This window comes from Microbulbifer sp. MCCC 1A16149 (assembly GCF_050368945.1).
GTDB lineage: Bacteria > Pseudomonadota > Gammaproteobacteria > Pseudomonadales > Cellvibrionaceae > Microbulbifer.
In genome coordinates this window covers 1,416,682-1,442,472 of sequence record NZ_CP185959.1, presented here as the reverse complement: position 1 = coordinate 1,442,472, position 25,791 = coordinate 1,416,682, and the positions used below count along the sequence as shown (strand labels likewise).

Sequence of the window (25,791 nt, the reverse complement as noted above, 5' to 3'; positions counted from 1 at the left end):
ATACCGGGAGCTCAATAACTTGGGGGCGAACAATCATGCCGCCCCGACTTCTCTACTCCGACCTTATTCCACTTTACTCTGCTGGTCGCTCACCGTAAGTGGCGCGCGCAAAGGGCACCATCCCTTGGCTACCCACCCGGGCGGCCTCCTCAGAGTGTTCAATCATAACCCGGTTGAGGTGACGCATCAGCTCGGGTGAAGGGATCACCTGAACCTGGGGCGAGGGGCCCATGCGCTGATCGGGAACCAACTGGGGTGCAGTACTCACTGCACGGGTATTCAGCGAGGGCATTGCGAATCCACTGGGCAGCGGCACAGACTGTACCGGCTGTTGCGCAGGGCGCTCCACTTCAGCCACCAGCTCTCCGGCAGGCTGCGGGGACTGCATCTGCTGCACCCCCAGCACGGCGGCAAACGCTACCGTAGCAGCCACCGCACCGCGAGACAGCGGACGCCACCAGCGACTGCGTGCCGCGCTGTTGCCGGCATCGTTGGCAGAAGCGGGCTGCGCCGATTCAGCCAGCGAAGGCTCATCGGCGATTGCCGCAGAAATACTGGCTGCGAGACCGAGATCTACCGGTGCTACCTGCTCACCACGCATGACATTGGCCGCCAGCTGATAGCGCGACCAGCGCTGCTGGAGATCGCCGCCAGAGGCATCGCTCTCCTTCAGCAGGCGCTGAATCTCCAGCTCGGAGGCCTCGCCATCCATCAGGGAAGATAGCGACTCATTCAAACGCTGTTGATGATTCCCGTGGGACATACGGGTCAACCCTCTTTAAGTGCAATCCAGTGGGCGCGAAATTCACACCCTGTGTGTTGGTTTCTGAGACCGGGCTTTGACGAAAAAGTTTTACCCAGCAGGCAAAATTTGTGTGAATTCGTCGAAAATACTACCTGTCGTCCCGGTCATACCGTCCAGTTAGATCTACTACCTCGAAAACGAGGCCTCGATAAAACAAAACTGACTAAATATTAGCCGCGCCCATCCACCGGCTCCGGCTCGCCTGCCATGGCGGCCTGAACCGCCCGGTCAATAGCCTCACGGGCGCGGAAAATACGGGAACGCACCGTACCTACCGGGCACCCCATTACCTCGGCAATTTCCTCGTAGCTCAACCCCTCCATCTCGCGCAGGGTCACTGCGGAACGGAGATCTTCCGGCAGTTCGCGGATAGCCCGGTGCACGGTAGCCTCAAGCTGGTCGCGGAAAAGCTGGTTTTCCGGGGTTTCGTTGTCCCGCAGGAGGTCGGCACCGGAGTAGAACTCGGCATCCTCCAGGTCCACATCCGTGGATGGCGGGCGGCGACTGCGGGAAACCAGGTAATTCTTGGCGGTATTGATAGCGATGCGGTACATCCAGGTATAGAAGGCACTTTCACCACGGAAATTACCCAACGCCCGGTAGGCCTTGATAAAGGCCTCCTGTACCACATCATTTACTTCTGCATGATCATTGATATACCGGCTGACCACGGCCATGATTTTGTGCTGATACTTCAGCACCAGCAGGTCGAAGGCGCGCTTGTCACCTTTTTGAACCCGCTCTACCAGCTGGCGGTCACTTGGTGACGCCTGTTGCCCTGTCATCCCCTACTCCCAACCGCGGCCCCGGGGCAATTCCGCCCGGAGTCCAGGATTATTCTGTTGTGTCCAAGACACCGAAATTTGGTCATAAGTTCCTGACAAATCGGTAATTTTTGAAGATGGCGTATACTACGCGCCCCTCAACACGAATAAAACTCCATGAGCGAAGAGGCGAAATTACCCTTGAGCACCGACGAGAGCATCAAAACCAGCACCGGCGATATGGCCCACAAGAACCACTATGACTACGACGTGCTGGTTATCGGCAGTGGCGCCGCAGGCCTCACCCTGGCCCTGCACTTGGCCGCGCGCCACCGCGTGGCCCTGCTCTCCAAACAACGCCTGCGCGATGGCTCCACCTGGTTTGCCCAGGGCGGTATCGCCGGGGTACTGGACGAGTCGGACTCAGTCGAAGCCCACATAGCCGATACATTAGATGCAGGTGCCGGACTCTGCCACCCGGACGCGGTGCGCTTTACTGTGGAAAACAGCCGGGACGCCATTCACTGGCTGATCAACCAGGGGGTGGACTTCACCCGCGAGGACGATGGCGATTACCACCTTACCAAAGAAGGCGGACACAGCCAGCGACGCATCATCCACAGTGCCGATGCCACTGGCCGTGCTGTGCACAGCACCCTGATCGAGCGGGTGCGCAACACACCCAATATCGACTGCTTCGAACACCATATTGCCCTCGACCTGATCCGTCAGCCGGATTCTGCCACTGGCCGTTTCCGCTGTGCGGGTAGCTATGTCTACAACAAAAAAACCGAGGAAGTTGAAGTCTTCCAGGGCCGCGCCGTGGTACTCGCCACCGGCGGTGCTTCCAAGGCTTATCTGTACACCAGCAACCCGGACGGTGCCAGCGGCGACGGTATTGCCATGGCATGGCGCGCCGGCTGCCGGGTGGCGAATATGGAATTCAACCAGTTCCACCCCACCTGCCTGTACCACCCCAAAGCCAAGTCGATGCTCATCACCGAAGCGCTGCGCGGCGAAGGTGCCCAGCTGAAGCTGCCCAACGGCGAACGCTTTATGCACCGCTTCGACAAACGCGGCGAGCTGGCACCGCGGGATATTGTCGCGCGCGCGATTGACCATGAGATGAAACGCCTGGGGGCCGACTGCCTTTACCTGGACATCTCCCACAAGGATGCGGATTTCGTGCGCGAGCACTTCCCCACGGTATACCGCAAGTGCCTGGAGTACGGCATCGACATCACCAGGGAGCCTATCCCGGTAGTGCCTGCGGCCCACTACACCTGTGGCGGCGTGATGGTCGACCAGAACGGTCGCACAGACCTGGACCAGCTCTACGCCATCGGTGAAACCACCTTCACCGGCTTGCACGGCGCCAATCGCCTGGCCAGTAATTCGCTGCTGGAGTGCGTGGTCTACGCACGCTCCGCGGCCATGCATATCGACGCGACTCTGGGTGAAATATCCGCCCCGAGACCGGCACTGGCCTGGGACGCTTCCCGTGTCACCGACTCCGATGAAGACGTGGTTATCTCACACAACTGGGATGAGCTGCGGCGGTTCATGTGGGACTTTGTCGGCATCGTGCGCACACGCAAACGCCTGCTGCGGGCGGAACACCGGGTGAAACTACTGCAACAGGAGATCCTCGAGTTCTACGCCAACTACAAGATCACCAGTGACCTTATTGAACTGCGCAACCTGGCGGTGGTTTCTGAATTGATCATTCGCTCCGCACTCGACCGGCGCGAGAGTCGCGGATTGCACTATTCCCTGGACTATCCGAGCCTGCGGGAACTGGCCATGGATACCATTCTGGTACCGGAGAACTTCGCCAACCAGCGGCCATTTATCGACGTACCCAGCCAGGCTTGATCCGCCTACTCCCGCGCTAGCGGGAATAGCGCAGTGCCACCAGCAGCCGACGCCATTCATCGGCGTCGGCACTATCCCGACACAACACCAGTCGTATTCGACGGCCGTCTAGATCGCGGCCGTTGATTACGATCAGCCAGCGCCACAATGTCAGTTCACCAGTGAACCTGAACTCCCGCTTGGCTCCGCCCTTGGCCTGCCAGTACCAGCGTCGTTCGGCGGTGGACAGCCGTCCGGCTCCGCGCAGCAGGCGTCGCCATTCATAGAGTGAAAAAGCCAGGATAGCGGGGACCATCAGGGCAACGAGCATCCAGGAAAGACGCGAGAAACACACTAACAGGCAGCTCTGGATCACGAGCAGTACCAGAGACGTCTGTAGGACGCGGGAAGGCGTGAAATCACAGGCCAGCCTGGCACTGCGTTCACCAGGTGATCGGGAGGGTTTCGCAGCGCCATCCCTTACCCGAAAGCTGGAGGCCGCGCTGCGAATAGAGGGATCAGTCCTGCAGACCGGTGTTGTCACGGATGATCTGCACGATTTTCTTCAATTCCGGATCTTCGGGATCTTCCCGGCGCAGGAACCATGCAAACAGATCCTGGTCCTGCTCATCCAGCAGCCTGATATAACGCTGCTTGTCCTCTTCGGAAAGCGTCTCGTAAACATTTTCCAGAAACGGCAGCAGCACCAGATCCAGCTCTAACATGCCGCGGCGGCTGGCCCAAAACAGACGGTTGCGATCCATACTTCTTTCTCAAACCTAATTTGCGAATTGCGCGCAGTATACCGGTAGTTGAAATCCCGCGGCAAAACCCCAGATACTGCACCACACGAAACAGCGCCAAAGGTAGTAAGTTCAGCATGGATCAACAGCAGTGGCAGGATTATCTCAGCAGCCAGGGAGCCCGATGGATTGACGGCACAGCGGAATTCGATACCGGCGCCAGTACCGACCTGCAGCTAATCGACCTGAGCCCTATGGGCGCCATTTCCATTGTCGGGCCCGACAGCCAGAAGTTTTTGCAGGGGCAACTCACCTGTGACTTGGTAAACCTGCCCGACGAGCACCTGACACTCGGCAGTCACTGCAATCCCAAGGGACGCATGATCAGTGCCTTCCACGCGCTGAAAATCGACCAGAGCGAGTTTGTCCTGCTCCTGCCTCGAGACCTGACGGCCATTGCCCTCGCCGCGCTTAAAAAATACTCGGTCTTCTTCAAGGCCGAACTGACCGACATCAGCGACCAGCAGCACTGGTTTGGCCTGGTCGGCCGCGATGCCGGCCCGGCCTGCAGCCAGCTGCTCAATCTATCGAACAGCACCGAGACCGACCTGGTACCCGGTCAATTACGCACCTTCGATCACAACGGCCATCGCGCTCTTGCAGCCTGTGTGAGTGAGCGCAATGTGGTGGTGCAGCTTCCCGCGGAACAGGCGCCGGACCTGTGGCAGAAGCTGACCGCAGGCCCCGCAGTGGCCGGCAGCTACACCAACTGGCAGCAGCAGTTGATCGAATCCGGGCTGCCACAGGTACACCAGGCCACCAGCGAAAGTTTTATCCCGCAGATGCTGAACCTGCACTTGCTGGGCGGCGTGAGCTTCAAAAAAGGCTGCTATACGGGACAGGAAGTGGTTGCGCGCATGCAATACCTGGGCGCCGCCAAGCGGCGTATGTATCTTGCAACGATTGATGGAGGGGCGCTGCCACAACCAGGCGACGAGATTTTCGTCCCGGGTGGCAGCTCGAGTATCGGCAATCTGGTACAGGCGTGTCGCTCTGGAGACGATATCGAGGTGCTGGCGGTACTCACCAAAAGCAAAGTGGCCGATGGCGAGCCGCTGCAGCTTGAAGACGGACGCGTGCTCGAGCTACAGGAACTGCCCTACGACGCGGATGCCGACCCGCTTACCTGACGCAAACGATATAAACCGCGCTATCCAATTTCCACGGCAACGCGGTGCAGTTCGCTGGCTGCTGGCAGCGCCCAGTTGATCGGCACATCGCCCCGCTGCTGGAGGTAGGTATTCGCCTGGGAGAATGGCCGGGTACCGAAAAACCCCCGGTGCGCGGACAATGGAGATGGATGGGGCCCTTTCAACACCAGGTGCTTGCGGCCATCGATGAAGCTGCCTTTTTTCTGCGCGTAGCTACCCCAGAGGATAAATACCACGCCCTCGCGCTGCTCCGCCAGCGCATGTACCGCGGCATCGGTAAACTGCTCCCATCCGCGCCCTTGATGGGCGCCCGCCCTGCTCTCCTCAACGGTCAGGGTCGCATTCAACAACAGTACACCCTGCTCCGCCCAGGGCTGCAGACATCCGTGATTGGGCGGTTCAATACCCAGATCCGACTGCAGTTCCTTGTAAATATTTTTCAATGACGGCGGAACCCGCACGCCCGGCATGACCGAAAAACACAGCCCGTGTGCCTGGCCCGCACCGTGGTAGGGATCCTGCCCCAGAATGACCACTTTCACCTGATCAAACGGCGTTGAATTGAAGGCGTTGAAAATCTGCCCGCCCGGGGGAAAAATGCTTTTCCCCGCCTGCTTCTCTTCCAGCAGAAACTGTCGCAACTCTGCCATATACGGCTTGTTGAATTCCGGCTGCAACACAGAAAACCAACTGGGGTGAATTTTGATATTGCCCGGAGCCTGCATAACCTGATCGTCCAGTTTCAATCGACGGAACACCGCGCACGGTTTCAGCCGGATAACTTCTATAAAAATTTGTGAATTTGCGTGCGCAGTGCCGGCACCACTTCCTCATCGAACCAGGGGCGGCGTTTCAACCACAGGGTATTGCGAGGACTGGGGTGCGGCAGCGGAAACAGGCCGTGAGGCAGCGCATCCGCATAGTGGCGCACGTTTTCGGTAATGCTGCCATACCAGTGCGGTAGATAGTAGCGCTGGGCATACTGACCAATCAGCAGGGTTAACCGGATATTCGGCAACTGTTCCAGTAACTGGCGGTGCCACGCAGCTGCGCATTCCGGTCGTGGCGGCAGGTCTCCGCCCTTGCCGCGCCCGGGATAGCAGAACCCCATAGGTATGATGGCGATGCGGGATTCATCGTAGAAAGTATCGCGGTCTACCTGCAACCAGTCGCGCAGGCGATCACCGGACGGGTCATTCCAGGGGATGCCGGTCTCGTGGACCCGCGTTCCCGGCGCCTGCCCGACAATCAACAACTTGGCCGAGCGCGCGGCACTCAAAACCGGCCGGGGGCCCAGGGGCAAGTGAGCCTCGCACAATCGACAGCCGCGCACCTCTTTCAGCAACAGTTCAAGGTCGCGCTCGCTCACTGGTGTCTCACCACTAATCCTGCCACTGGGCCACCCCCTACTCGCCCGACGCGGCAGGAAACGCCAGCTGCATCAGCAGACCGCGGCTATCCTGCGGCGCGGCCGCGCGCGTCACACCGTTATTGTCGAGCACCACGAAAATCCCGTCCCGGTTTACCGCAAGCCCTTCGCCCTTGCCGAACCGGGTCTTGCGATAGACGTATTCTTCCCCCTCTTCCACATGCCGGTACTGAATACACCAGTCCGCTTCGAGGGTATCGATGTCTCGCCGACACACTGCAAACGCATTGCGCTCCAGGGTGAATAGCGACCCGTCGTAAAGAGCCAGCCCAGTCAGGTCTTCCGAGCGACCGCGAAAGTCCAGTCCGCGCACCGCTGGCACCGGATAAAATCGCTGCCCGACACGGTCGCCCGCTGCAAGCTTTAACAGCCCGCGCGGATCCCGCTCCAACGCCACCCAGAAATCGCCGGCAACCTTGACCAGACCTTCGCTCTCGGCATTGAACAGCTGCAGAAAGCCGCGCTTTCGCGCGGACTCCGACCAACGCACGGGCAACCAGTGCCCGGCGTTATCCTTCAGATCAAGCCGGGCAATACGATTGTACCGCTCACTCAACAGGTAAATGCCCGTGTCATCACAGGTGATCCCTTCAAAATCCATGCTGAGTGATTTGCTCGCGTAATGCAGCGCCCGCGCTTTTGCCGTAACCGGCTGATCATCGGGCAGCGGCGGGCGGGAGAAGTCCGCGAAAGAGAAGAGTTGCACAGACCTGCGTCCGGGCTCAGGAGAAAGCCGATAGATCCGCTCGGACGACTTGTCCGCAACCGCGAGCAGATCGCCGTTACAGAAACTCAGGCCGGAGACATCCAGCCCTTCGCTGCCATCGATCCACCAGGCGTGCAGTAAGTACGCAGGCATCACCGGTACCGGTGCGATATCCGGAGCTTTCGATGCCCTTACCGAGGCTCCGGTAGCAAGCGTCGTCAATATGCCCATACCCACGACTGCGCTGCTACACAAGCGGCGTATGAACCTGGTAAGAACTGGCAAACTATCCCCCGCGCAATCGCATCTGGTCGAGGTCGGGAAATGACTCAGTCGCGGAAGTTATTGAACTGCAACGGCTGCTCCAGCTCTTTACCCCGCAACATGGCAATCACCTGCTGCAGGTCGTCTCGCTTCTTGCCGGTGACCCTGACCTGGTCGCCCTGAACAGACGCCTGCACCTTGAGCTTTTCTTCCTTGATGATCTTGACGATCTTTTTTGCCAACTCTTTGTCGAGGCCATTTTTCAGGGTGACCGCGACTTTCACCTGCTTGCCGGATTGCTCTTCGTCGCCCACGTCCATAGCCAACGGATCGATATCGCACTTGATCAGGGCCGCGCGCAGCATGTCCACCATCTGGGTCACCTGCATTTCCGACTCGGCGCGCAGTGTCAGCGCAAAGTCCGACATTTCCACTTCGGCATCCACGCCCTTGAAGTCAAAACGGTTGGTGATAGTGCGATTCACCTGGTCCACTGCATTGGTCAACTGGTGTTTATCTACTTCGGATACGATATCGAAAGAAGGCATTATCTGGCTCCACTTACAAATTACTAAATTCAAATTGGACGACAAAGCACCCGCAGCTGTGCGGGCAGTATGAAAATTTTATTTCCAGCGCTGGGGCAGGACTTCTACATTCTGGTCGGCGGCGGCCAGCCAGAGGTGCCCGTCCTGGATGGTGACACTCAAATCCATATTGCGCTCCGCCAGCGCCGCCAGTTGTGCGCACTGTTCGGCGGGCAGAAAAAACACCTGCAGATTGTCGAAGCGGGCGCAAGCAGATTCCATCTTCTGCCACCATACCGGGGCGGTGCGCTGCCCGTAGGCATATACCATGACGTTTTGCGCGCGGCCACAGGCCTTGCGCACCCGATCTTCCGCAGGCACCCCGACTTCAATCCAGGTTTCAATTTCACCGCTGAGGCTGTGCTGCCAGAGGTCCGCTTCGTCGTCACTGGACAGCCCGCGGGTAAATTCCAGCTGCTCACTGGCATTGTGGGCAAAGGCCAGCAGGCGGATCATCATACGCTCATCGGTCTCGGACGGATGCCGCGCCACGGTGAGCAGATGCTCCCCGTAATAATCCCGATCCATATCGGCGATCTGAAGCCTGGCTTTGAATATGGTAGCTTTTAATGCCATTACTGCTCTCTGATTAGGTTGGCAGGACGAACTTGCCGGATGCCGACAGATTGGAGACTATTATTGTCTTGTTCAGGACCAACATGGATGAATGGAATGAATTCTGTACTCTCAGGCAAACCGAATTTTTCCCTGCGCCGGCTGTGGCAAACCCTGCTGCTCTCACTACTGGTTTTCGGCCTGAGCGGCTGTGGCATCAACAATATTCCCAGTTACGATGAAAATGTGAAGGCCGCCTGGGCCCAGGTACAGAACCAGTACCAGCGCCGCGCAGACCTGATTCCCAACCTGGTGAAAACCGTCAAAGCCTATGCCGCGCACGAGCGGGAAACCCTCGAAGCGGTTACCGAGGCGCGCGCCAAGGTAAGTTCGATGCAGGTAGATTCCGGGATCATTAACGATCCGGCCAAGCTGCAGCAATTTGAGGCAGCACAATCCCAACTCAGCAGCGCCCTGTCGCGCCTGATGGTGGTGGTGGAACGCTACCCGGATCTCAAGGCCAACCAGAACTTCCTCGCACTGCAATCCCAGTTGGAAGGCACAGAAAACCGCATCAGTGTGGCCCGCCGGGATTATATCGCCGCGGTGGAACGCTACAACCGCGAAATCCGCACCTTCCCGGGACGTATCTGGCACAGCATCCTGTACAGCGACATGCCCATTCGCGATACCTTTGAGGCTACCAGCCAGGATGCTGACAAGGCGCCTGAAGTCGACTTCCAGTAACCAGCGGGGCCCTGCATGACGATCCGACGGATCGCCCTACTTCTGTTCCTCTGTCCGGCCCTCGTGTGGACCGGCTTAGCGGTCGCCGAAGTCAAATTCCCGCCGCTCAGCGGGCGCGTGGTGGACAATGCCAACCTGCTGAGCCAGAGCACCCGCTACCAGCTTACGGAGATGCTGCAACAGCAGGAGAAGGATACCTCCAACCAGATCGTCGTGGTCACCCTTCCCGACCTTCAGGGGCTGACCATCGAAGAATACGGCTACCAGCTGGGCCGACACTGGAAAATCGGCCAGAAGGACAAGGACAACGGCGCCCTGCTGATCGTGGCACCGGCGGAACGCGAGGTGCGCATCGAGGTGGGTTACGGACTGGAAGGTGCGCTAACCGATGCCCTGTCTTCGAATATCATCCACACCAAAATCCTGCCCCAGTTCCGCAATGGCAATTTTGATGGCGGCGTGACCGCGGGCGTCGAGTCCATTATCGCGGCAATCAAAAATGAATATGTAGCAGAGTCAACGGAAACGAATGAGAACCGCCGGCTCGCACTACTGGTCGGTATTTTCCTGCTGTTTGTCATGTTGCAGATATTTGGCGCGTCAGTGCTCGGCGCGCCCGCCGGGGGCAGCAATTACCGCCGTGGGCGCTACGGCGGCTACTATGGCGGTGGCGGTTTTGGCGGCGGCTACGGTGGTGGTGGCGGATTTGGCGGCGGTTTCGGCGGAGGCGGAGGCGGCTTTGGCGGCGGCGGCGCTTCCGGCGGCTGGTAATTCGGACCCGGGTCACACGGAATATGACGATGCTCAATGCAAGCGAAAGACGCAAACTTACCGATACCATCAAGGAGGTAGAGTCGCGCACCGATGCCGAGGTGGTTACCGTACTCGCACGCCAGTCCGACAACTACCTGTATATCTCGACCCTGTGGGCCGCATTCTTGTCTCTGTTACTCGCGCCCCTGATGCAGTTCCTGCCCTGGTGGATCGAATACCAGCAGGCATTCACCCTGCAGTGGATCCTGTTCATCGTGCTTGCAGTACTGTTCCGCTGGCGACCGCTCACCATGAAGCTGGTGCCGAAAAAAGTGCGTTTCTGGCGCGCCTCCAATCTCGCCCGCAGACAATTTCTCGAACACGAGCTCCACAGTACCAAGCACCGCCTGGGGCTACTGATCTTTGTCTCCCAGGCAGAGCACTATGTCGAAATTCTCGCCGACCGCGGCCTCGCGGAACAGATTACCAATGAGAGCTGGCAGGAGATCGTTGAGAACTTTATTCACGAGGTCAAAAAGGGGAAAACTGGCGAGGCCTTTGTGCACTGTGTAGAAAAATGTGGCGAGCTACTCGAGGAAGCCGCCCCCGCCACGACTATCAAGAACGAACTACCCAATCACCTGGTACTCCTATAATTTGCTACTAACGGCAAACCGAAGTCGATTGGTGACCCCATGATGTTGCGCAAATATACCCTCCCCCTGGCGGCCCTCTCCCTGCTTGCAGTCGGCGCGGCCGTAGGCCAGTGGATAGGTTCTGACTCCCCCTCCACACCAGCAATTTTTGCTAGCCAGCCCGGCGCGCCCAAGGGAAACCTGGGAGAGCGGGTACAACAACTGGAAAAGACGCTCGAACAGACCCTGAAGATCCAGGGGCAGCTGCTGGAGCTGGTCAATGAACTGAACAGCAGGTTCGAGCCCGGTGCGGGCGAAGAAGGGACCCGCCATGCAGGCATCGCGCCCGCGCAGCACGATATGGTTTCCCGCGAACCGCCGCAAAACCATCACCAGAACCGCTACGACCGCATGCGTGAAAACCAGATCCGCCAGCTTACCGAAGAGGGATTCAGTCCCGAGCGCGCCGCTTTTATCGTAGATAAGCAGGAGCGCATTCAGTACGAACAGATGCAGTTCAGTTACGAATACCACCACATGAAAGACAAGCGCTCGCCGGAGGCCAAGGCTCTGCAGGAAAAGATGCAGACCTACAGCAACCCGCGCCGGGTATTCGAGGATGAACTGACGGACGCTGAATTCGAACAGTATCTGCAGGCCTTTGGCGGGCGCACGGAAATGGAAATTGGCGACCTGCTGGACGGCACGCCGGCGTATGAGGCGGGCCTGCGACCCGGCGACAAGATCATCCGCTACAACAACGAGCGTATCTACCATATGGGCGACCTGCGCACCCAGGTCTACCAGGCCAAGCCCGGGACATCGGTCGAGGTGGAGATTCAGCGCAAGGGAAGCTCGGCTCCGGAAACCATCTATCTCCCCGCGGGCCCGCTCGGTATTCGCGGCTAGCGTAAGTCACCCCCCCTCTCTTTCAACAAAAAAGGCGATGGTCAGTGACCATCGCCTTTTTTGTTTTTGCTGTCTCTTGCTTTCTTAAACAGCGCTTTCCGCGAGATTTACTCTGCAGAAACTTCCGGGCGCATATGCGGGAACAGCAGTACGTCGCGAATGGAAGGAGAATTGGTCAACAGCATTACCAGGCGATCGATACCGATACCTTCACCAGCGGTCGGCGGCAGTCCGTATTCCAGCGCGCGGATATAGTCGGCATCGTAGTGCATGGCTTCGTCGTCACCGGCATCCTTCTCAGCCACCTGCGCTTTGAAGCGCTCGGCCTGGTCTTCCGCGTCATTCAACTCGGAGAACCCGTTGGCGATTTCGCGGCCGCCGACGAAGAATTCAAAGCGATCGGTCACGAACGGGTTATCGTCGTTGCGACGCGCCAGTGGCGATACTTCGGTCGGGTATTCGGTGATGAAGGTCGGCTGGTCGAGACGGTGCTCAACGGTTTTCTCGAAAATTTCGATCTGGATTTTACCCAACCCCCAGATGTCCTTGAGCGGAATTTCCAGGTTTTGCGCAACCTTCTTCGCGCTCTCGATATTGTCGATATCGGAGGCTTTCAGTTCCGGGTTGTACTTGAGGATCGAGTCGAACACGCTGATACGATCGAACGGCTTGGCGAAGTCGTAGCTGCTGTCCTGGTACTGGACAGTGGTGCTACCCAGTACATCGGTGCAGATGCCGCGGATCATGTTTTCGGTGAGATCCATCAGGTCGTTGTAGTCCGCGTACGCCTGGTAGAACTCGAGCATGGTGAACTCGGGGTTATGACGTGTGGAGAGACCTTCGTTGCGGAAGTTGCGGTTGATTTCGTACACGCGTTCAAAGCCACCGACTACCAGACGCTTGAGGTAGAGTTCCGGCGCGATACGCAGGTACATGTCGATGTCGAGTGCGTTGTGGTGGGTCACAAACGGACGCGCGGTGGCACCGCCGGGAATGACCTGCAGCATGGGGGTTTCCACTTCCATGAAGTGGTTGTTGTTCAGGTAGCTGCGGATATAGCTGATCACTTCGGAACGAATGCGGAATACGTCGCGGGATTCCGGGGTGGCGATCAGGTCTACATAGCGCTGGCGGTAGCGCATTTCCTGGTCGGCGATGCCGTGGAATTTCTCCGGCAGCGGGCGCAGGGCTTTGGTGAGCAGGCTGTATTCTTCGCAGTTGACGTAGAGGTCGCCCTTGCCGGATTTATGCAGCTGGCCTTTTACACCGACGATGTCGCCGATATCCCAGGTGCCCCAGCGCTCTTTGATATCTTTCTGGGCGGTTTTGTCGGCGTACAGCTGGATGCGGTCGGTGACATCCTGAATGACCATGAAGGGGCCGCGCTTGGCGAGGATACGGCCGGCAACGCAGGCGGTATTGCCTTCGGTTTCCAGTTCTTCCTTGGATTTTTCACCAAACTCTTTTTGCAGGTCGGCGGCGAGGTTTTCGCGGCGAAAGCTGTTCGGGAAGGCATTGCCCTTCTCGCGCATGGCACTCAGTTTGGCGCGGCGCTCGGCGATCAGTTTGTTTTCGTCTTGCTGAGTTGGTGTGTTGCTCATGATCTATCACATGTTTTTTGGGTGTGTTGCGGACTTCGCGGCCAGCTATGGGGAGCTGTTCTTTGAAGTCCGTGGCGGTGGAGCACTGGCCGGGGTTCGGTTTCGAAACCGAGCTAGGCGCCCCCCTATGAATACATCCATGTACGCTGCGTCGGCGACGTCCCTGTCGCCGACGCTTTCGAAACTTAATCCCCGGCACTTGCCCTTCGCTTCCTACCAAATTACTTCGTTAGCAGGATACGAAAGCAAACTAGACCTTAGAGGCCTGCCTTCAGGCTCGCTTCAATAAACTGGTCCAGGTCCCCATCCAGCACTGCCTGGCAGTTGCTGGTCTGAACGCTGGTGCGCAGGTCTTTGATGCGCTGGTCGTCCAGTACGTAGGAGCGGATCTGGCTGCCCCAGCCGATGTCGGACTTGCTCTCTTCCATCGCCTGTTTTTCGGCGTTGCGCTTCTGCATTTCCTGCTCGTAGAGTTTTGCCCGCAGCATCTTCCACGCTTTGTCGCGGTTCTGGTGCTGGGAGCGCTCACTCTGACAGGCAACGACGATGCCGGATTCGATATGGGTCAAACGCACGGCAGAGTCGGTTTTGTTCACGTGCTGACCACCGGCACCGGAGGCGCGGTAGGTGTCTTCACGCACCTGGGATTTGTCCACTTCGATCTCGATGTTGTCGTCAATCTCGGGAGAGACGAAAACGGAGGTGAACGAGGTGTGGCGACGGTTGCCGGAGTCGAACGGGGATTTCCGTACCAGGCGGTGTACACCGGTTTCGGTGCGCAACCAGCCGAAGGCGTATTCGCCCTGGAAGTGGATGGTGGCACTTTTGATGCCCGCGACTTCACCGGCGGAGGCCTCTTCCAGAGTGGTTTTGAAGCCGTGGGCTTCGCCCCAGCGCAGGTACATGCGCAGCAGCATTTCGGCCCAGTCCTGGGCTTCGGTGCCGCCGGAGCCGGCCTGGATATCCAGATAGGCGTTGTTCGCGTCGGTTTCGCCGGAAAACATGCGGCGGAATTCGAGGGTTTCCAGCTGTTCCTGCAGTCCTTCGAGTTCGCTGGCGACTTCCGCTACGGAATCTTCATCGTCCTCTTCCACGGCCATATCGAGCAGCTCGCGGCAGTCGCTGATGCCACTGTCGAGGTCATCGATGGTCTTTACCACGGCTTCGAGGGAGGAGCGTTCGCGACCCAGGTCCTGGGCGCGGTCGGGGTCGTCCCAGACACTGGGCTCGGCCAGTTCCAGTTCGACTTCGGTCAGGCGTTCTTTCTTGCCAGCGTAGTCAAAGATACCCCCTAAGAACGTCGGTGCGCTCTTCGAGGTCTTTCAGCTGGTTGAGAAGCGGATTGATTTCCATAGATGCGTCGGCTTCTGTCGGTTAAATCGGGCGCGCATTCTACCTCAGCCAGCCCCGAGAAATAAGGGGGCAAGCCACCGGCGCAGGTGATTGGCCACAACGGTCTTCGAGTCGCCGGCCGATGCCCAGTGTAGACGCGATGACATCTTGAGACGCCGGCGGCGACAGCGCTAGAATGGCCTGACCAAAAAAGATAACGATCAGACCAATTTTTGAACGGAGCTGATGTCATGGCGACGAATACCCACCCCACCCCTCCCCTCATGCCTCGCTTGCCGAGTCGCGCCTCCACGCTATCCCGGGCGCGAACCGGCCTTGTGGGCCTGGTACTGGCAGTCCTCGCGGTCTCTGCCTGCACGGAGGCCCAGCAGCGGAAGTACGACGCAGTAGTCGCGGCCACATCCGGGGATATCGCACAGGCCAGCTACCCCACGATTGCGGAGGCCCTGGCGCAGGCTCCAGCGCAGGGCGATGAACCGTACGTAATTTATCTCCCTGCCGGGCAGTACCGGGAAAAAGTACTGGTAGATAAACCCAACGTGCATTTGATTGGCGCCGACCGCGACAAGACGGTCATCAGTTACGGCGACTACGCGGGCATGCCGGCCCCCGATGCCAAACCGGGCTCTGGCGAAAAGATGGGGACCTTTGCCACCGCCACGCTGACGGTGGAGGCCAAGGACTTCCGCGCCGAAAACCTGACCATTGAAAACAGTTTCGACTTCCTCGCCACCGATGCCCTACCCAAAGATCACACCGACAAGGTCAATGGCACGCAGGCGGTTGCACTGGAAACCGGCCTTAACAGCGATCGCTCAGCGTTTCGCAATGTGCGCCTGCTGGGCTATCAGGACACGCTGTTTGTTCAGGGAGGGCGCAGTTACTTTGTGGACAGCGTGATCGAAGGCAACGTGGATTTTATCTTTGGCGCCGGGCAGGCACTGTTTGAGGACAGCGATATCGTGACGCGCCCGCGGGGTACAGAACGGGAAAATGTGGGTTACGTGACGGCACCGAGCACCGATATCAGCAACGCGTTTGGACTGGTATTTCTAAATTGCAGACTACTGAAGGCGCCCGGCGTGCCTGCCAGCTCGTCCCCGCTTGGGCGCCCCTGGCACCCCACGACGACCTTCCCCGATGGCCGCTATGCGGACCCGAATGCCATTGGTGCCGCGGTGTTTATCAATTCCTACATGGATGACCACATCACTGCAGGCGGCTGGGCGTCTATGCGCGGAACCAGTAGAGACGGCAGTAAAAGTACGGTATTCACACCGGAAAGTGCGCGATTCTTCGAGTATCAAAGCCACGGCCCCGGCGCCAAGTCACACCCTCTGCGACGCCAGTTAAGCGATGCGGAAGCGGAAGCCTATACCCGCGATCGCATTCTGGCGGGCTGGCAACCGTCTTTCTGAATGGCCATATATCAAACTCGCCAGCGCTTTATTCGCCGCTGGCGAGATGATCCAGAATGCCGCATTTGGGCGAATCGTCTCCGGCACAGGCGTCTGCAAGCCCTCGCAGACTACTGCGCATCGCCCTGAGGCTTTCCAGCTGCTGCTCAACCTGAAGCAGTTTTTCTTCCACCAGCACTTTGGCGTCGTGACTGCGTCGACCAGGGTTTCGATACAGCGCCAACAGTTCGCGCACCTCCTCAACCGTAAAGCCACAGGCCCGGGCGCGCTGTATAAACTGCAGCGTAGCCACATCGGATTGGCTGTACTCCCGGTAACCATTGGGATTGCGCTGCGGTACCAGCAGATCTATCGACTCGTAATACCGCAACGCTTTTGCCGTAAGCCCCGCACGCTGGGCCGCTTGTGAAATATTCATGGTGAAGTCCTCACAGCAATCCTGTCCATTTGCAGAAATTCTGGAGGTTACCGTAAGGGGAAGGTCAAGACGGCACTCGGGCTAGCGCTGCTGCGGCGCACTGCCCGAGGTTGCCTGCGCGCAATCGGTAAACTGGTACTGGCCTTCCTTGGCCGGATCGAAACCCAATTCCAGCGCCGCGTCGAGGAAACTGGCGGGTATCCGATGCATCAGCACGTCGCCGGTAGCACCGCCACATACCGCGGGATACATGCGATCGGTTCGCACTGCGCAGCGGGACTCCTGCACCCTTATGCCATTCTGCGCCAGCTCTGCACCACTGGCAGCGAGGCTTTTGCCGCCGCCTTCGCACTGCTTGTTACCGCGCGCCTCCATCACCCACAGGCTCTGATTGTCCTGCGCCGGCTGACTGGCACCAGCGTCTGCGCCCGCCGCACTCTGTTCAGGCTGCTCCGCCCCGCCCTCGGGCTTTTGCTCACCTGCAGACCCGCTTGAAGACTCACTTGAAGACTGAGTTTCCGGCGCTGGCTTTTGCGAAGAATCACACCCACCGATCGCCATCAAGCACACGGCCGCAATGGCGACTCTTAGCCATGTATGACACATAAAGCTCTCCTTTTGCCGAATTTCCATTTCTGAACCCGCTTTACCGAATTCTCAGGCTCTCCCGCCCGTGCGTGAAACCTGCATGTTTCAGCTTAGCGCGAGCCAGCCACCGACGCCGAGCATCAAAGTGCCGGCAATCCGGTTCATCAGTCGCACATTCTCACCCTGGTGTAGCAAGCGACTCAAAGTGCGACCGCCACTGGCGTAGATAAGCATACAGATAAACTCCAGTGCCAGAATGATACACAACAGTACCACCATCTGCGGCAACAGCGGTTTCCCCTGATTGATAAATGGTGGCAGCAACGCGATAAAAAATGCCCACCCCTTGGGGTTTGCCACCGCTGTCAGAAACCCCTGGCTAACCAGGGACCACGGGGGAATTGCCGGCTGCTCACCACTCGAGGGTTCTACCAGAACCATGCGCCCGCGCGCGCGCCACATCTGGATGCCCAGGTATGCCAGATAGGCGCCACCACAGTATTTGAACACCTGAAAAGCCGCCGGGTACTTGAGCATGAAGCCGGCGACACCGAGCACCGCGGCAATGGCCACCAGCGCCACACCACACAATTCACCGAGCATCATCCACAAGGTCCGACGCACACCAAACGCCATTCCCATGGTAAGCGCCAGGGTCATGCACATTCCCGGGGTTATGGAGACAAAGAAAAACGTCGGCACAAACAATGCGAGCAGAGACCAGTCCAGCATTCGATACTCCTCAATTGCATCCGGCTCAGTGATGGGTGCCCTGGTGGTTCCCAAAATGGCTGACGAACATGCCTGCGAGCATCAGGCCACAACCAATCAGTTCGCGCCCGCTCAGCATTTCATTCAGGAACAACCAGCCCGCAGCCACGGCAAACACAGACTCCAGGCTCATGATCACCGTGGCGTGGGACGGAGCGGCATTGCGCTGCCCCAGCAGCTGGAAAGTGAAGGCGATCGCAGTGGAGAAGATCATCATGTACGCGATCGGCCAGGCGGCATCCCAGGCTGCCTGCACGGTAGGCTGCTCCACCATAAGCGATGCCAACGCAGACAGTAACCCGCACACCAGAAACTGGATCGCAGCCAGTCGCAGTGCATCGTAGCGGTGTACCAGATAATCCGCAGAGAGCACCTGTATCGCAAATACAAAGGCACTGGCAAACACCATCAGGTCGCCGATCAACTGCGCCTCTTCGGAAAAGTCCGCGAGCCAGTACAGCCCCATCAGCGCCAGGGCCACTCCACCCCAGGTCCAGCGGTTGGTCTTGTGCCCGAGGGACAAGCCGATAACCGGCACCAGCAACAGGTAAAACCCGGTAATAAACCCGGCCCTTCCCGCCGTGGTATACAACAGGCTGACCTGCTGCAATGCCGCACCGAGAAACAACCAGAAACCGAGCACCGCGCCGCCCGGCAGACATTTACGCCAGCGATGGTTTACCGGCGTGCCGTCCTGCTCGCCAGGCTGGACATCCCGGCGCGAAGAGAGCCAGTAAACGATGGGGATCAGCAAAAGCCCGCCCAGGAAGAAGCGCCAGGCATTGAAAGCCAACGGCTCTATATGCTCCATGGCAATTTTCTGCGGCACAAACGCGAGGCCCCAGAAAAGTGCGGCCAGTAATAACAGAAGCTCGGCTCTCGCCTGTTTTGGATTCATACCACTCACCGGAAAATAGCGGGCGCACCCATCGCGCCCGCTGAAAGAAATAATTTGGAAAACCCGCTGATGTTCAGAGGGGATGGATATGGCTGACCATCAGCTGCAGGGACTGCCGGCCGCGAAACTCATTGATATCGAGCTTGAATGCCAGCTGGACTTTCTCCACCTGCGCCGGCCAGAAATCCGTATCGATGTTGAATGCGATCGCATCGAGCGCCTGCTGAGGCGCGGCCACGGGTGCAACCACCATTTTCAGGTGCCGCTCGCCGACGATACGCTGCTGTAACAGCAGAAACTCGCCATCGAATTCCGGCTCCGGGAACGCCTGCCCCCAGGGTGCACAGGCGCGCAGTATCGCCGCGGTCTCCATGGAGAATTCCTGTGGCTGCAATTCGCCATCTGTCTCTATTACCGCCTGCAATTGCGATTCACTGAGACGCCGGCGCACTGCCAGCTCAAAAGCCTCGGTAAACGCCGGCAGGTTTTCCGCCGGCAAACTCAGCCCGGCAGCCATGGCGTGGCCGCCAAATTTACTGATCAGTTGCGGGTGGGTCGCCGCCACGTCACTCAGCACATCGCGAATATGCAAACCGGGAATGGAACGTGCAGATCCCTTGATCAGGTTGTTGTCACCATCGGCAAACGCGATCACCGGACGGTGGAATTTTTCCTTGATACGGCTGGCGAGAATCCCCACCACACCCTGATGCCAGGCGCCGTCATACAGGCACAGGCTCCACGGCAAACCCTCTTCGGCAAGCTGCAGTTTTTCCAGTGCCGCCATTGCCTCCCGCTGCATGCCCGCCTCGATGGCCTTGCGGTCGCGATTGAGACTGTCGAGCTCCGCCGCCAGCTCGCGGGCTTCTTCCGGGTCCCGGGTCAACAGGCAGCGGATGCCGGTACCGATATCATCCAGGCGACCCGCCGCATTGATACGCGGCCCCAGAATAAACCCGATATCCGTGGTCGACAGGCGTGAGCGATCCCGCCCCGCCACATCCATTAGCGCCTGGATACCCGGACGGCAGCGACCGGCGCGGATTCGCGCGATCCCCTGATGTACCAGCACACGGTTGTTGTGATCAAGAGGCACCAGATCCGCCACGGTACCCAGCGCCACCAGATCCAGGTACTCCGCCATATTGGGCGCGGGGATACCGGCTTCCTCGAACCAGCCCCGGGCCTGCAATACACTTTTCAGCCTGCTCAACAGGTAGAAAATGACACCGACCCCGGCGAGATTTTTGCTCGGGAAATCGCAATCGGGTTGGTTGGGATTGACGATGGCATCCGCATCGGGAAGCTCACTGCCGGGGAGATGGTGGTCGGTGACAATGACCTTGAGGCCCGCTTCGCGCGCGGCGGTCACCCCATCAATGCTGCTGATGCCGTTATCGACGGTGATCAACAGGTCTGGATTGTATTCCCGCGCCACCTCGACAATTTCCGGGGTCAGGCCATAGCCGAACTCAAAGCGGTTGGGCACCAGGAAGTCCACCGGTCCGGCACCGAGCGCCCCCAGAGCCAGTACTGACAGGGTGCTGCTGGTGGCCCCATCGGCATCGAAGTCGCCGACGATCAGGATTTTCTGTTGACCGCGCACGGCGTCCACCAGCAGGTTGACCGCCGCCTCGACCCCGCGCATGGAAACGGGACTGTGCAATCGTGTCAGTTGATGATCCAACTCGTCATCGCTGGCGACGCCGCGCCCCAGCAATACCCGCTGCAGAATCTCTGGTGTAGAGGAAGTAAAACGGCCAGAGGACAAATCCACTGGCCGTCTTCGAATAATCGCGTTCATCGCATCCGGTCGCTGTCGGTTTTATGGTTCCTGAGTTTACCGGTATTCCCCGGCAAACTGCCATTCTACCGCCGACCGGCTGCGGCTCAAGCAGCGCTTAGCCCAGAGCGCTTGAGATAAAATCGTGTACCGCAGAAAGGTCGTTTTGCAGAACTTGCAACCGCTCCTCCCGTTGCAGCAGGTCCTGCATATGGTGAGGCAGCGGAACCTGGGTACCCGGCAGCGCCTTGTCCACGGCCTCGCTGAATTTGGCCGGGTGCGCCGTTGCCAGGCACACCATCGGCTCGGCCTTGGACTTGCGTGCGCGCCGCCCGGCTTCCACGCCGATGGCGGTATGCGGGTCCAGCAGGTATTCGGTGGATTCGAACACCTCGCGAATCACCTCCACAGTGCGCTCGTCCCCTACCCGCTCGGAGGCAAACAGGGTACGTGCTTTTTCCAGAACACTGTCATCCAGCTTCAGCGGCGCGCTGCGATCTGCCAGCAGCTCCGCTACCGACTCGCCATTGCGATCGTAGAGATCAAACAGCAGGCGCTCGAAGTTGCTGGACACCATGATATCCATACTCGGCGACAGGCTGTGCACCAGCGGCTTGGGGGAGTGATCGTTGGCACTGATACAACGGTGCAGAATATCGTTGGCATTGGTGGCGATCACCAGCTGGTTGATCGGCAGCCCCATACCACGCGCCAGGAAACCGGCAAAAATATCCCCGAAGTTGCCGGTCGGCACAGAGAAATTCACCGGACGGTGCGGACCACCGAGACTCAGCGACGCGTAGAAGTAATAGACGATCTGGGCCATGATCCGCGCCCAGTTGATGGAGTTCACCGCAACCAGGCGGCGGCCATCGGGCAGGAAGGACTGATCCGCAAAGCTGGCCTTGACCATATTCTGGCAATCGTCGAAATTGCCCTCCAGCGCGATGTTGTAGACGTTGTCCGACAGCACCGTGGTCATCTGCTTGCGCTGCACCTCGGATACCCGGTTGTGCGGATGCAGGATGAAGATGTCGATGTTCTCGCAGTGACGGCAACCCTCGATCGCTGCAGAACCGGTATCCCCGGACGTCGCACCCAGCACTACCACTTTTTCGCCGCGCTTTTTCAGCAACAGGTCGAACAACTGCCCCAGGAACTGCAAGGCGAAATCCTTGAACGCCAGGGTCGGCCCCTGGAACAACTCCATCACCCACTCGTTGTGATCGGTCTGCACCAGCGGCGCAATCGCAGTGTGGCGGAAATTGGCATAGGCGCGGTCGATAATTCCACGCATTTCGTCTTCAGTGAGATCTTCGGAGACGAACGGCCACATGATGCGGAACGCCAGCTCCCGATAATCCAGCCCCGCCATTTCCGCAATTTCTTCGCGGCTGAAGGTGGGCAGTTTTTCGGGAACATAAAGCCCGCCATCGCTGGCGAGGCCAGTGAGGACGGTATCGGCAAAGCTGAGAGACGGCGCACGGCCGCGGGTGCTGACAAATTTCACGGTGTTGTACTGATCTGGATAATTCTTGATAGGGGGAATGAGGTGGGCGCAGCGCCCACCTCAAATACATAAAGTGCTGAATCGGATCAGCCAAGGGGCTCGACGCGGATGCGGACCACAGGACCCTGGATGCTGTCCAGCGCCTCGATCTGGCTGACCGCTTCTTGCAGCTGCGCTTCACGCGCGCGGCTGGTCAGCAGCACCACCGGCACCAGCTCTTCATCTTCCGCCGGCTCGTGCTGGATCAGCGCCTCGATACTGATGCCCTGATCACTGCAGATTTTTGCCACCTGAGACATGACACCCGGCTTGTCAAACGCAGAGATGCGCATGTAATAGCTGGTCTCGGTCTCAGACATGGGCAGAACATCGTCCAGATTACCCTGGCTGTCCTGGGTCACACCCGCTAGCGGTACGCGCTGGTCGGGACGTACATTCAGGGTGCGCGCCACATCGACAATATCCGCGATCACTGCAGAGGCTGTCGCCTCGGCACCGGCGCCGGCACCGTAATACAGGGTCGGACCCACCGCATCGCCATTGACCAGCACCGCGTTCATCACACCGTTCACATTGGCGATCAGGCGACGCTGGGGAATCAGGGTCGGGTGTACGCGCAGTTCCACACCATCGTTGGTGCGCCGGGCAATACCCAGATGCTTGATGCGGTAACCCAGTTCATCGGCGTACTGGATATCCTCTTTGGCAACACCGCTGATTCCCTCGGTGTACACCTTGTCGAAGGCCAGCGGTACGCCGAAGGCCAGCGACGCCATGATCACCAGCTTGTGCGCTGCGTCGATACCTTCCACGTCAAAAGTCGGATCCGCCTCGGCGTATCCCAGTGCCTGGGCCTGGGCCAGCGCCTCGTCAAAACTGCGACCCTTCTCGCGCATTTCGGTCAGGATGTAGTTGCCGGTTCCGTTGATGATCCCCGCCAGCCACTGGATGCGGTTACCGACAAGACCTTCGCGCAGGGATTTGATAATCGGGATGCCACCGGCGACAGCGGCTTCATAAGCAATGGTGACGCCCTTGTCGGCGGCTGCAGCGAACAACTCATTGCCGTGCTCGGCAATCAAAGCCTTGTTGGCGGTAACCACGTGCTTGCCGTTGGCGATGGCCGTAAGCACCAGCTCGCGGGCCACGGTGGTGCCGCCGATCAGCTCAACCACAACGTCGACATCGGGGTTGTTGACCACATCGAATATTTCGCGGGTGACGTTCAGGCCACTGGTATCGCAATCCGGGTTGTCGCGCCGCGCGCCAATCTGGACGATCTCTACAGCGCGGCCACAGCGCGCAGCGATTTCCTCACAGTTCCGCGCCATGACATTGACCGTACCGCTACCTACGGTCCCGAGACCACAAATACCGATACGTACCGCGGGCAGGCTGCCCACAGAATTTGAATTTTCTACTACCTTGGTGGCTTCGTCGGCAAATGCGCTCACAACATCCCTCCGCGCATGACTCTAATGGAACACAGCGCAATAACTGGCGTTTAAATCAAAAAAAGGTCGACAACCTTACTGAGATCAGGGGGAAATTGTCAATTAAATTGCGCAGAGCGGTCAAATATCCACCACCGCGCTACTCCACCCGTATCCCATAATGCAGAAGGCCGGCGATTGCCGGCCTTCTCAGGGTCTTTTCAGGGTCTTTCCGTCGGCACCGGGCTCAGATGCCCAGCGCCTTGGCCAGGGTGTCCGGCGGCAGGTAGCCGGGCACCACGGTACCGTCTTCCATCACAATCGTGGGCGTTCCGCGCACGTCGATCACCTCGTTACCCATTTTGTACTGGGCCGCCACCGGATTGTTCTTGCATACATCCAGGGGCACATTCTTGCGGTTCTTCAGGTCAGTCAGCGTCTGATTGGGATCGTCAGCACACCACGCGGTGGCGATCTTGCGGTAGCCCACGGAATTCAGGCCCGCGCGGGGAAACGCCAGATAGCGCACCTCGATACCCATGCGGTTCAGTTTGGGGACATCGTCGTGCAGCTTGCGGCAATAACCGCAGTCTACATCGGTGAACACGTAGATATGCGCCTTGGTTTCTCCCTTGGGGGAAAACACGATCATATCTTTCAGGTCCTGCTCTCCCATCACCTCCGCACGGTGGCGACCGCGACGCTGCTCGGACAGATTCACCACCTTCTGCGGACCCACCTCAAACAGGTCGCCAGCAATAAAATGACCACCATCCTTGGAAACGAATAGCACATTGCCGCCATTCACATCCACCTCGTACAGGCCGGGAACCGGGCTCTCACGGACATCCCCGAAATTCGCTTGCGGATTCCCCGCAGCAAGCTTGGCCTTGATCTGCTTGGCTGTAGCGGCGTCCACGTCCGCAACGGCAGCCTGCCCCAACAATAAAGATGCGGTAGCGACGAGCGCAGAGAGTGGCTTGGCAAGAAAGGTCATGATTCGGTTCGCTCCAGATTATTCGTCATTTTTCGACAGCGCTTGCGGTCGTGGGTTCAGCCCAGTATGGCACCTGTCTCTTGTATTCGAGCAGTTAGTGCGCGTTTTACTACATGCAGGACACAATTACCACGCACCAATCACCCGCGGGGGTGGTGCTCGCCGTGTAGAGCCTGCAATCTGGCCCGGGCCACCGCGGTGTAGATCTGAGTTGTGGACAGATCCGAGTGCCCCAGCAGCAGCTGGACAACCCTCAGATCCGCGCCGTGATTCAGCAGGTGGGTGGCAAAAGCGTGACGCAGGGTATGCGGGGACAGCGGTTTCTCGATACCGGCAACCTTTGCCCAGTGCTTGATACGGTACCAGAACGTCTGACGGGTCATGGCGTCCCCGCCGCGACCGGGAAAACAGGCGTCGCTCTCACCCATTGCCAGCAGCTGCGGGCGGGCCGTACCCAGGTATCTCTCCAGCCAGCGCTCAGCCGCGCGCCCCATGGGTACCAGCCGCTCCTTGCGCCCCTTGCCATACACGCGCACCACGCCCTGACGCAGATTCAGTTGCGACAGGCTAAGCCCTACCAGCTCACTGACTCGCAGCCCGCATGCGTAGAGCAACTCAAGCATGGCCCTGTCCCGCAGACCAATCGGGGTCTCGGTATCCGGGGCCTCCAGCAGCAGCTCGACATCACTCTCAGACAGCGATTTCGGCAGCGGCTTGGGTATCTTGGGGTTGTCCACCAGCGCCACCGGGTCGTGCTCTATCATCCCCTGGCGCAAACAGTGGCGATAAAAGCTGCGCAGTGCGGCCAGCGCCCTGGCGCTGGAGCGCGCTGACTGCCCCGCCTCGTGGCGAGCGCAGAGATAGGTCAGGATATCCTCGCGAATAATCTGACCAAGGTCTTTGCCGACGCTGGTACAGTATTCGGCAAATGCCTTCAGGTCGCGGCCATAAGCGGCACGGGTGTGCTCACTGACCCCGCGCTCGGCCCACAGCATATCGAGCCAGGCGGTAATCAGTCCTTGTGGATTGTGGAAGTTGCTCATTGCGCCATTAAAGCAC

General features: G+C 58.9%; 27 protein-coding genes. 7 read left to right on the top strand and 20 right to left on the bottom strand.

Annotated features, from left to right (window positions below; genetic code table 11):
• Nucleotides 1-73: 73 nt before the first annotated feature.
• Together ACONT6_RS06085 and rpoE are read right to left on the bottom strand one after the other, a co-directional pair.
• A complete protein-coding gene (locus ACONT6_RS06085) occupies nucleotides 74-763 on the bottom strand; it encodes a sigma-E factor negative regulatory protein (protein ID WP_078084273.1) in 690 nt (229 codons plus the stop codon).
• 212 nt (nucleotides 764-975) lie between these two features.
• On the bottom strand, nucleotides 976-1,590 hold the full coding sequence (gene rpoE / locus ACONT6_RS06080; RefSeq protein WP_428820868.1) for an RNA polymerase sigma factor RpoE: 615 nt from the start codon (nucleotides 1,588-1,590) through the stop codon (nucleotides 976-978).
• A 219-nt stretch (nucleotides 1,591-1,809) separates the two neighbouring features.
• Here rpoE and nadB point away from each other — a divergent pair, with 219 nt between their 5' ends.
• Complete coding sequence (gene nadB, locus ACONT6_RS06075; protein ID WP_428821483.1) at nucleotides 1,810-3,444, top strand: L-aspartate oxidase; 1,635 nt, start codon at nucleotides 1,810-1,812, stop codon at nucleotides 3,442-3,444.
• A gap of 16 nt (nucleotides 3,445-3,460) precedes the next feature.
• Here nadB and ACONT6_RS06070 read toward each other — a convergent pair whose 3' ends face one another.
• Together ACONT6_RS06070 and ACONT6_RS06065 are read right to left on the bottom strand one after the other, a co-directional pair.
• Nucleotides 3,461-3,967 (bottom strand): protein YgfX, encoded by a 507-nt coding sequence (locus ACONT6_RS06070; RefSeq protein ID WP_428820867.1) that lies wholly within the window; start codon nucleotides 3,965-3,967, stop codon nucleotides 3,461-3,463.
• Complete coding sequence (locus tag ACONT6_RS06065; RefSeq protein ID WP_078084276.1) at nucleotides 3,942-4,187, bottom strand: succinate dehydrogenase assembly factor 2; 246 nt, start codon at nucleotides 4,185-4,187, stop codon at nucleotides 3,942-3,944. The genes ACONT6_RS06070 and ACONT6_RS06065 overlap by 26 nt, the downstream gene beginning before the upstream one ends.
• Nucleotides 4,188-4,303: 116 nt before the next feature.
• Between ACONT6_RS06065 and ACONT6_RS06060 the strand changes: the two genes are divergently transcribed.
• Nucleotides 4,304-5,356, top strand: coding sequence for a YgfZ/GcvT domain-containing protein (locus ACONT6_RS06060; protein ID WP_428820866.1), 1,053 nt, complete (start codon nucleotides 4,304-4,306; stop codon nucleotides 5,354-5,356).
• 20 nt (nucleotides 5,357-5,376) lie between these two features.
• On the opposite strand, the gene ung is transcribed toward ACONT6_RS06060, so the two are convergent.
• The 5 genes from ung to ACONT6_RS06035 all read right to left on the bottom strand — a co-directional run bounded on the left by ung (nucleotide 5,377) and on the right by ACONT6_RS06035 (nucleotide 8,939).
• Nucleotides 5,377-6,102: a uracil-DNA glycosylase gene (gene ung, locus ACONT6_RS06055; protein ID WP_428821482.1), complete on the bottom strand. Its 726-nt coding sequence runs from the start codon at nucleotides 6,100-6,102 to the stop codon at nucleotides 5,377-5,379.
• 59 nt (nucleotides 6,103-6,161) lie between these two features.
• On the bottom strand, nucleotides 6,162-6,746 hold the full coding sequence (locus ACONT6_RS06050) for a uracil-DNA glycosylase family protein (protein ID WP_428820865.1): 585 nt from the start codon (nucleotides 6,744-6,746) through the stop codon (nucleotides 6,162-6,164).
• 37 nt (nucleotides 6,747-6,783) lie between these two features.
• The gene (locus ACONT6_RS06045) at nucleotides 6,784-7,743 is read right to left on the bottom strand and encodes a hypothetical protein (protein WP_428820864.1); all 960 of its coding nucleotides are present in this window, start codon (nucleotides 7,741-7,743) and stop codon (nucleotides 6,784-6,786) included.
• A gap of 98 nt (nucleotides 7,744-7,841) precedes the next feature.
• Nucleotides 7,842-8,324: a YajQ family cyclic di-GMP-binding protein gene (locus ACONT6_RS06040; protein WP_428820863.1), complete on the bottom strand. Its 483-nt coding sequence runs from the start codon at nucleotides 8,322-8,324 to the stop codon at nucleotides 7,842-7,844.
• Nucleotides 8,325-8,402: 78 nt separating this feature from the next.
• On the bottom strand, nucleotides 8,403-8,939 hold the full coding sequence (locus ACONT6_RS06035) for a YaeQ family protein (RefSeq protein WP_181253579.1): 537 nt from the start codon (nucleotides 8,937-8,939) through the stop codon (nucleotides 8,403-8,405).
• A gap of 96 nt (nucleotides 8,940-9,035) precedes the next feature.
• On the opposite strand from ACONT6_RS06035, the gene ACONT6_RS06030 reads away from it, so the two are divergent.
• From ACONT6_RS06030 to ACONT6_RS06015, 4 genes are read left to right on the top strand one after another with little or no spacing between them, the layout of a single operon-like run.
• Nucleotides 9,036-9,665 (top strand): LemA family protein, encoded by a 630-nt coding sequence (locus ACONT6_RS06030; protein WP_428820862.1) that lies wholly within the window; start codon nucleotides 9,036-9,038, stop codon nucleotides 9,663-9,665.
• Nucleotides 9,666-9,680: 15 nt separating this feature from the next.
• The gene (locus tag ACONT6_RS06025; RefSeq protein ID WP_428820861.1) at nucleotides 9,681-10,436 is read left to right on the top strand and encodes a TPM domain-containing protein; all 756 of its coding nucleotides are present in this window, start codon (nucleotides 9,681-9,683) and stop codon (nucleotides 10,434-10,436) included.
• Nucleotides 10,437-10,465: 29 nt separating this feature from the next.
• Entirely contained in the window at nucleotides 10,466-11,074 is a 609-nt protein-coding gene (locus ACONT6_RS06020) for a TPM domain-containing protein (RefSeq protein ID WP_428820860.1), read from the top strand.
• Nucleotides 11,075-11,113: 39 nt separating this feature from the next.
• Nucleotides 11,114-11,962, top strand: coding sequence for a PDZ domain-containing protein (locus ACONT6_RS06015; protein WP_428820859.1), 849 nt, complete (start codon nucleotides 11,114-11,116; stop codon nucleotides 11,960-11,962).
• A gap of 107 nt (nucleotides 11,963-12,069) precedes the next feature.
• Here the strand turns inward: ACONT6_RS06015 and lysS are convergent, their stop codons facing one another.
• Together lysS and prfB are read right to left on the bottom strand one after the other, a co-directional pair.
• On the bottom strand, nucleotides 12,070-13,563 hold the full coding sequence (lysS, locus tag ACONT6_RS06010; RefSeq protein WP_428820858.1) for a lysine--tRNA ligase: 1,494 nt from the start codon (nucleotides 13,561-13,563) through the stop codon (nucleotides 12,070-12,072).
• 257 nt (nucleotides 13,564-13,820) lie between these two features.
• Nucleotides 13,821-14,916 (bottom strand): peptide chain release factor 2 gene (gene prfB, locus ACONT6_RS06005; RefSeq protein ID WP_428820857.1). Its coding sequence is split into 2 segments (ribosomal slippage): nucleotides 13,821-14,843 and nucleotides 14,845-14,916, totalling 1,095 coding nucleotides; the frame shifts between segments, so codons are not numbered across the junction.
• 230 nt (nucleotides 14,917-15,146) lie between these two features.
• Here prfB and ACONT6_RS06000 point away from each other — a divergent pair.
• Entirely contained in the window at nucleotides 15,147-16,334 is a 1,188-nt protein-coding gene (locus tag ACONT6_RS06000) for a pectinesterase family protein (RefSeq protein ID WP_428820856.1), read from the top strand.
• Between the two features lie 28 nt (nucleotides 16,335-16,362).
• Here ACONT6_RS06000 and ACONT6_RS05995 read toward each other — a convergent pair whose 3' ends face one another.
• The 9 genes from ACONT6_RS05995 to xerD all read right to left on the bottom strand — a co-directional run bounded on the left by ACONT6_RS05995 (nucleotide 16,363) and on the right by xerD (nucleotide 25,775).
• A complete protein-coding gene (locus ACONT6_RS05995; RefSeq protein WP_428820855.1) occupies nucleotides 16,363-16,752 on the bottom strand; it encodes a MerR family DNA-binding protein in 390 nt (129 codons plus the stop codon).
• 81 nt (nucleotides 16,753-16,833) lie between these two features.
• Nucleotides 16,834-17,358 (bottom strand): hypothetical protein, encoded by a 525-nt coding sequence (locus ACONT6_RS05990; RefSeq protein WP_428820854.1) that lies wholly within the window; start codon nucleotides 17,356-17,358, stop codon nucleotides 16,834-16,836.
• Nucleotides 17,359-17,445: 87 nt separating this feature from the next.
• Nucleotides 17,446-18,072, bottom strand: coding sequence for a LysE family translocator (locus ACONT6_RS05985; RefSeq protein ID WP_428820853.1), 627 nt, complete (start codon nucleotides 18,070-18,072; stop codon nucleotides 17,446-17,448).
• Between the two features lie 25 nt (nucleotides 18,073-18,097).
• Complete coding sequence (locus tag ACONT6_RS05980; RefSeq protein WP_428820852.1) at nucleotides 18,098-19,009, bottom strand: DMT family transporter; 912 nt, start codon at nucleotides 19,007-19,009, stop codon at nucleotides 18,098-18,100.
• A gap of 73 nt (nucleotides 19,010-19,082) precedes the next feature.
• A complete protein-coding gene (gene recJ, locus ACONT6_RS05975; protein WP_428820851.1) occupies nucleotides 19,083-20,813 on the bottom strand; it encodes a single-stranded-DNA-specific exonuclease RecJ in 1,731 nt (576 codons plus the stop codon).
• 97 nt (nucleotides 20,814-20,910) lie between these two features.
• Complete coding sequence (gene thrC / locus ACONT6_RS05970; RefSeq protein ID WP_428820850.1) at nucleotides 20,911-22,302, bottom strand: threonine synthase; 1,392 nt, start codon at nucleotides 22,300-22,302, stop codon at nucleotides 20,911-20,913.
• Between the two features lie 86 nt (nucleotides 22,303-22,388).
• On the bottom strand, nucleotides 22,389-23,696 hold the full coding sequence (locus tag ACONT6_RS05965; protein ID WP_428821481.1) for a homoserine dehydrogenase: 1,308 nt from the start codon (nucleotides 23,694-23,696) through the stop codon (nucleotides 22,389-22,391).
• 286 nt (nucleotides 23,697-23,982) lie between these two features.
• A complete protein-coding gene (locus tag ACONT6_RS05960; RefSeq protein WP_428820849.1) occupies nucleotides 23,983-24,732 on the bottom strand; it encodes a DsbC family protein in 750 nt (249 codons plus the stop codon).
• Between the two features lie 140 nt (nucleotides 24,733-24,872).
• On the bottom strand, nucleotides 24,873-25,775 hold the full coding sequence (gene xerD / locus ACONT6_RS05955) for a site-specific tyrosine recombinase XerD (protein ID WP_428821480.1): 903 nt from the start codon (nucleotides 25,773-25,775) through the stop codon (nucleotides 24,873-24,875).
• Nucleotides 25,776-25,791: the final 16 nt, after the last annotated feature.

Excerpts from the sequence above, each read along its gene's own strand:
- ACONT6_RS06015 (WP_428820859.1), top strand. The coding sequence starts at position 11,114 with ATGATGTTGCGCAAATATACCCTCCCCCTGGCGGCCCTCTCCCTGCTT.
- ACONT6_RS06025 (WP_428820861.1), top strand. The coding sequence starts at position 9,681 with ATGACGATCCGACGGATCGCCCTACTTCTGTTCCTCTGTCCGGCCCTC.
- ACONT6_RS05960 (WP_428820849.1), bottom strand. The coding sequence starts at position 24,732 with ATGACCTTTCTTGCCAAGCCACTCTCTGCGCTCGTCGCTACCGCATCT.
- ACONT6_RS06035 (WP_181253579.1), bottom strand. The coding sequence starts at position 8,939 with ATGGCATTAAAAGCTACCATATTCAAAGCCAGGCTTCAGATCGCCGAT.
- nadB (WP_428821483.1), top strand. The coding sequence starts at position 1,810 with ATGGCCCACAAGAACCACTATGACTACGACGTGCTGGTTATCGGCAGT.
- ACONT6_RS06040 (WP_428820863.1), bottom strand. The coding sequence starts at position 8,324 with ATGCCTTCTTTCGATATCGTATCCGAAGTAGATAAACACCAGTTGACC.
- rpoE (WP_428820868.1), bottom strand. The coding sequence starts at position 1,590 with ATGACAGGGCAACAGGCGTCACCAAGTGACCGCCAGCTGGTAGAGCGG.
- ACONT6_RS06045 (WP_428820864.1), bottom strand. The coding sequence starts at position 7,743 with ATGGGCATATTGACGACGCTTGCTACCGGAGCCTCGGTAAGGGCATCG.
- ACONT6_RS06065 (WP_078084276.1), bottom strand. The coding sequence starts at position 4,187 with ATGGATCGCAACCGTCTGTTTTGGGCCAGCCGCCGCGGCATGTTAGAG.
- ACONT6_RS06085 (WP_078084273.1), bottom strand. The coding sequence starts at position 763 with ATGTCCCACGGGAATCATCAACAGCGTTTGAATGAGTCGCTATCTTCC.
- ACONT6_RS05985 (WP_428820853.1), bottom strand. The coding sequence starts at position 18,072 with ATGCTGGACTGGTCTCTGCTCGCATTGTTTGTGCCGACGTTTTTCTTT.
- ung (WP_428821482.1), bottom strand. The coding sequence starts at position 6,102 with ATGCAGGCTCCGGGCAATATCAAAATTCACCCCAGTTGGTTTTCTGTG.
- ACONT6_RS06030 (WP_428820862.1), top strand. The coding sequence starts at position 9,036 with ATGAATTCTGTACTCTCAGGCAAACCGAATTTTTCCCTGCGCCGGCTG.
- ACONT6_RS06020 (WP_428820860.1), top strand. The coding sequence starts at position 10,466 with ATGCTCAATGCAAGCGAAAGACGCAAACTTACCGATACCATCAAGGAG.
- ACONT6_RS06060 (WP_428820866.1), top strand. The coding sequence starts at position 4,304 with ATGGATCAACAGCAGTGGCAGGATTATCTCAGCAGCCAGGGAGCCCGA.
- lysS (WP_428820858.1), bottom strand. The coding sequence starts at position 13,563 with ATGAGCAACACACCAACTCAGCAAGACGAAAACAAACTGATCGCCGAG.
- recJ (WP_428820851.1), bottom strand. The coding sequence starts at position 20,813 with ATGAACGCGATTATTCGAAGACGGCCAGTGGATTTGTCCTCTGGCCGT.
- ACONT6_RS05990 (WP_428820854.1), bottom strand. The coding sequence starts at position 17,358 with ATGTGTCATACATGGCTAAGAGTCGCCATTGCGGCCGTGTGCTTGATG.
- xerD (WP_428821480.1), bottom strand. The coding sequence starts at position 25,775 with ATGAGCAACTTCCACAATCCACAAGGACTGATTACCGCCTGGCTCGAT.
- ACONT6_RS05980 (WP_428820852.1), bottom strand. The coding sequence starts at position 19,009 with ATGAATCCAAAACAGGCGAGAGCCGAGCTTCTGTTATTACTGGCCGCA.
- ACONT6_RS06000 (WP_428820856.1), top strand. The coding sequence starts at position 15,147 with ATGGCGACGAATACCCACCCCACCCCTCCCCTCATGCCTCGCTTGCCG.
- ACONT6_RS05995 (WP_428820855.1), bottom strand. The coding sequence starts at position 16,752 with ATGAATATTTCACAAGCGGCCCAGCGTGCGGGGCTTACGGCAAAAGCG.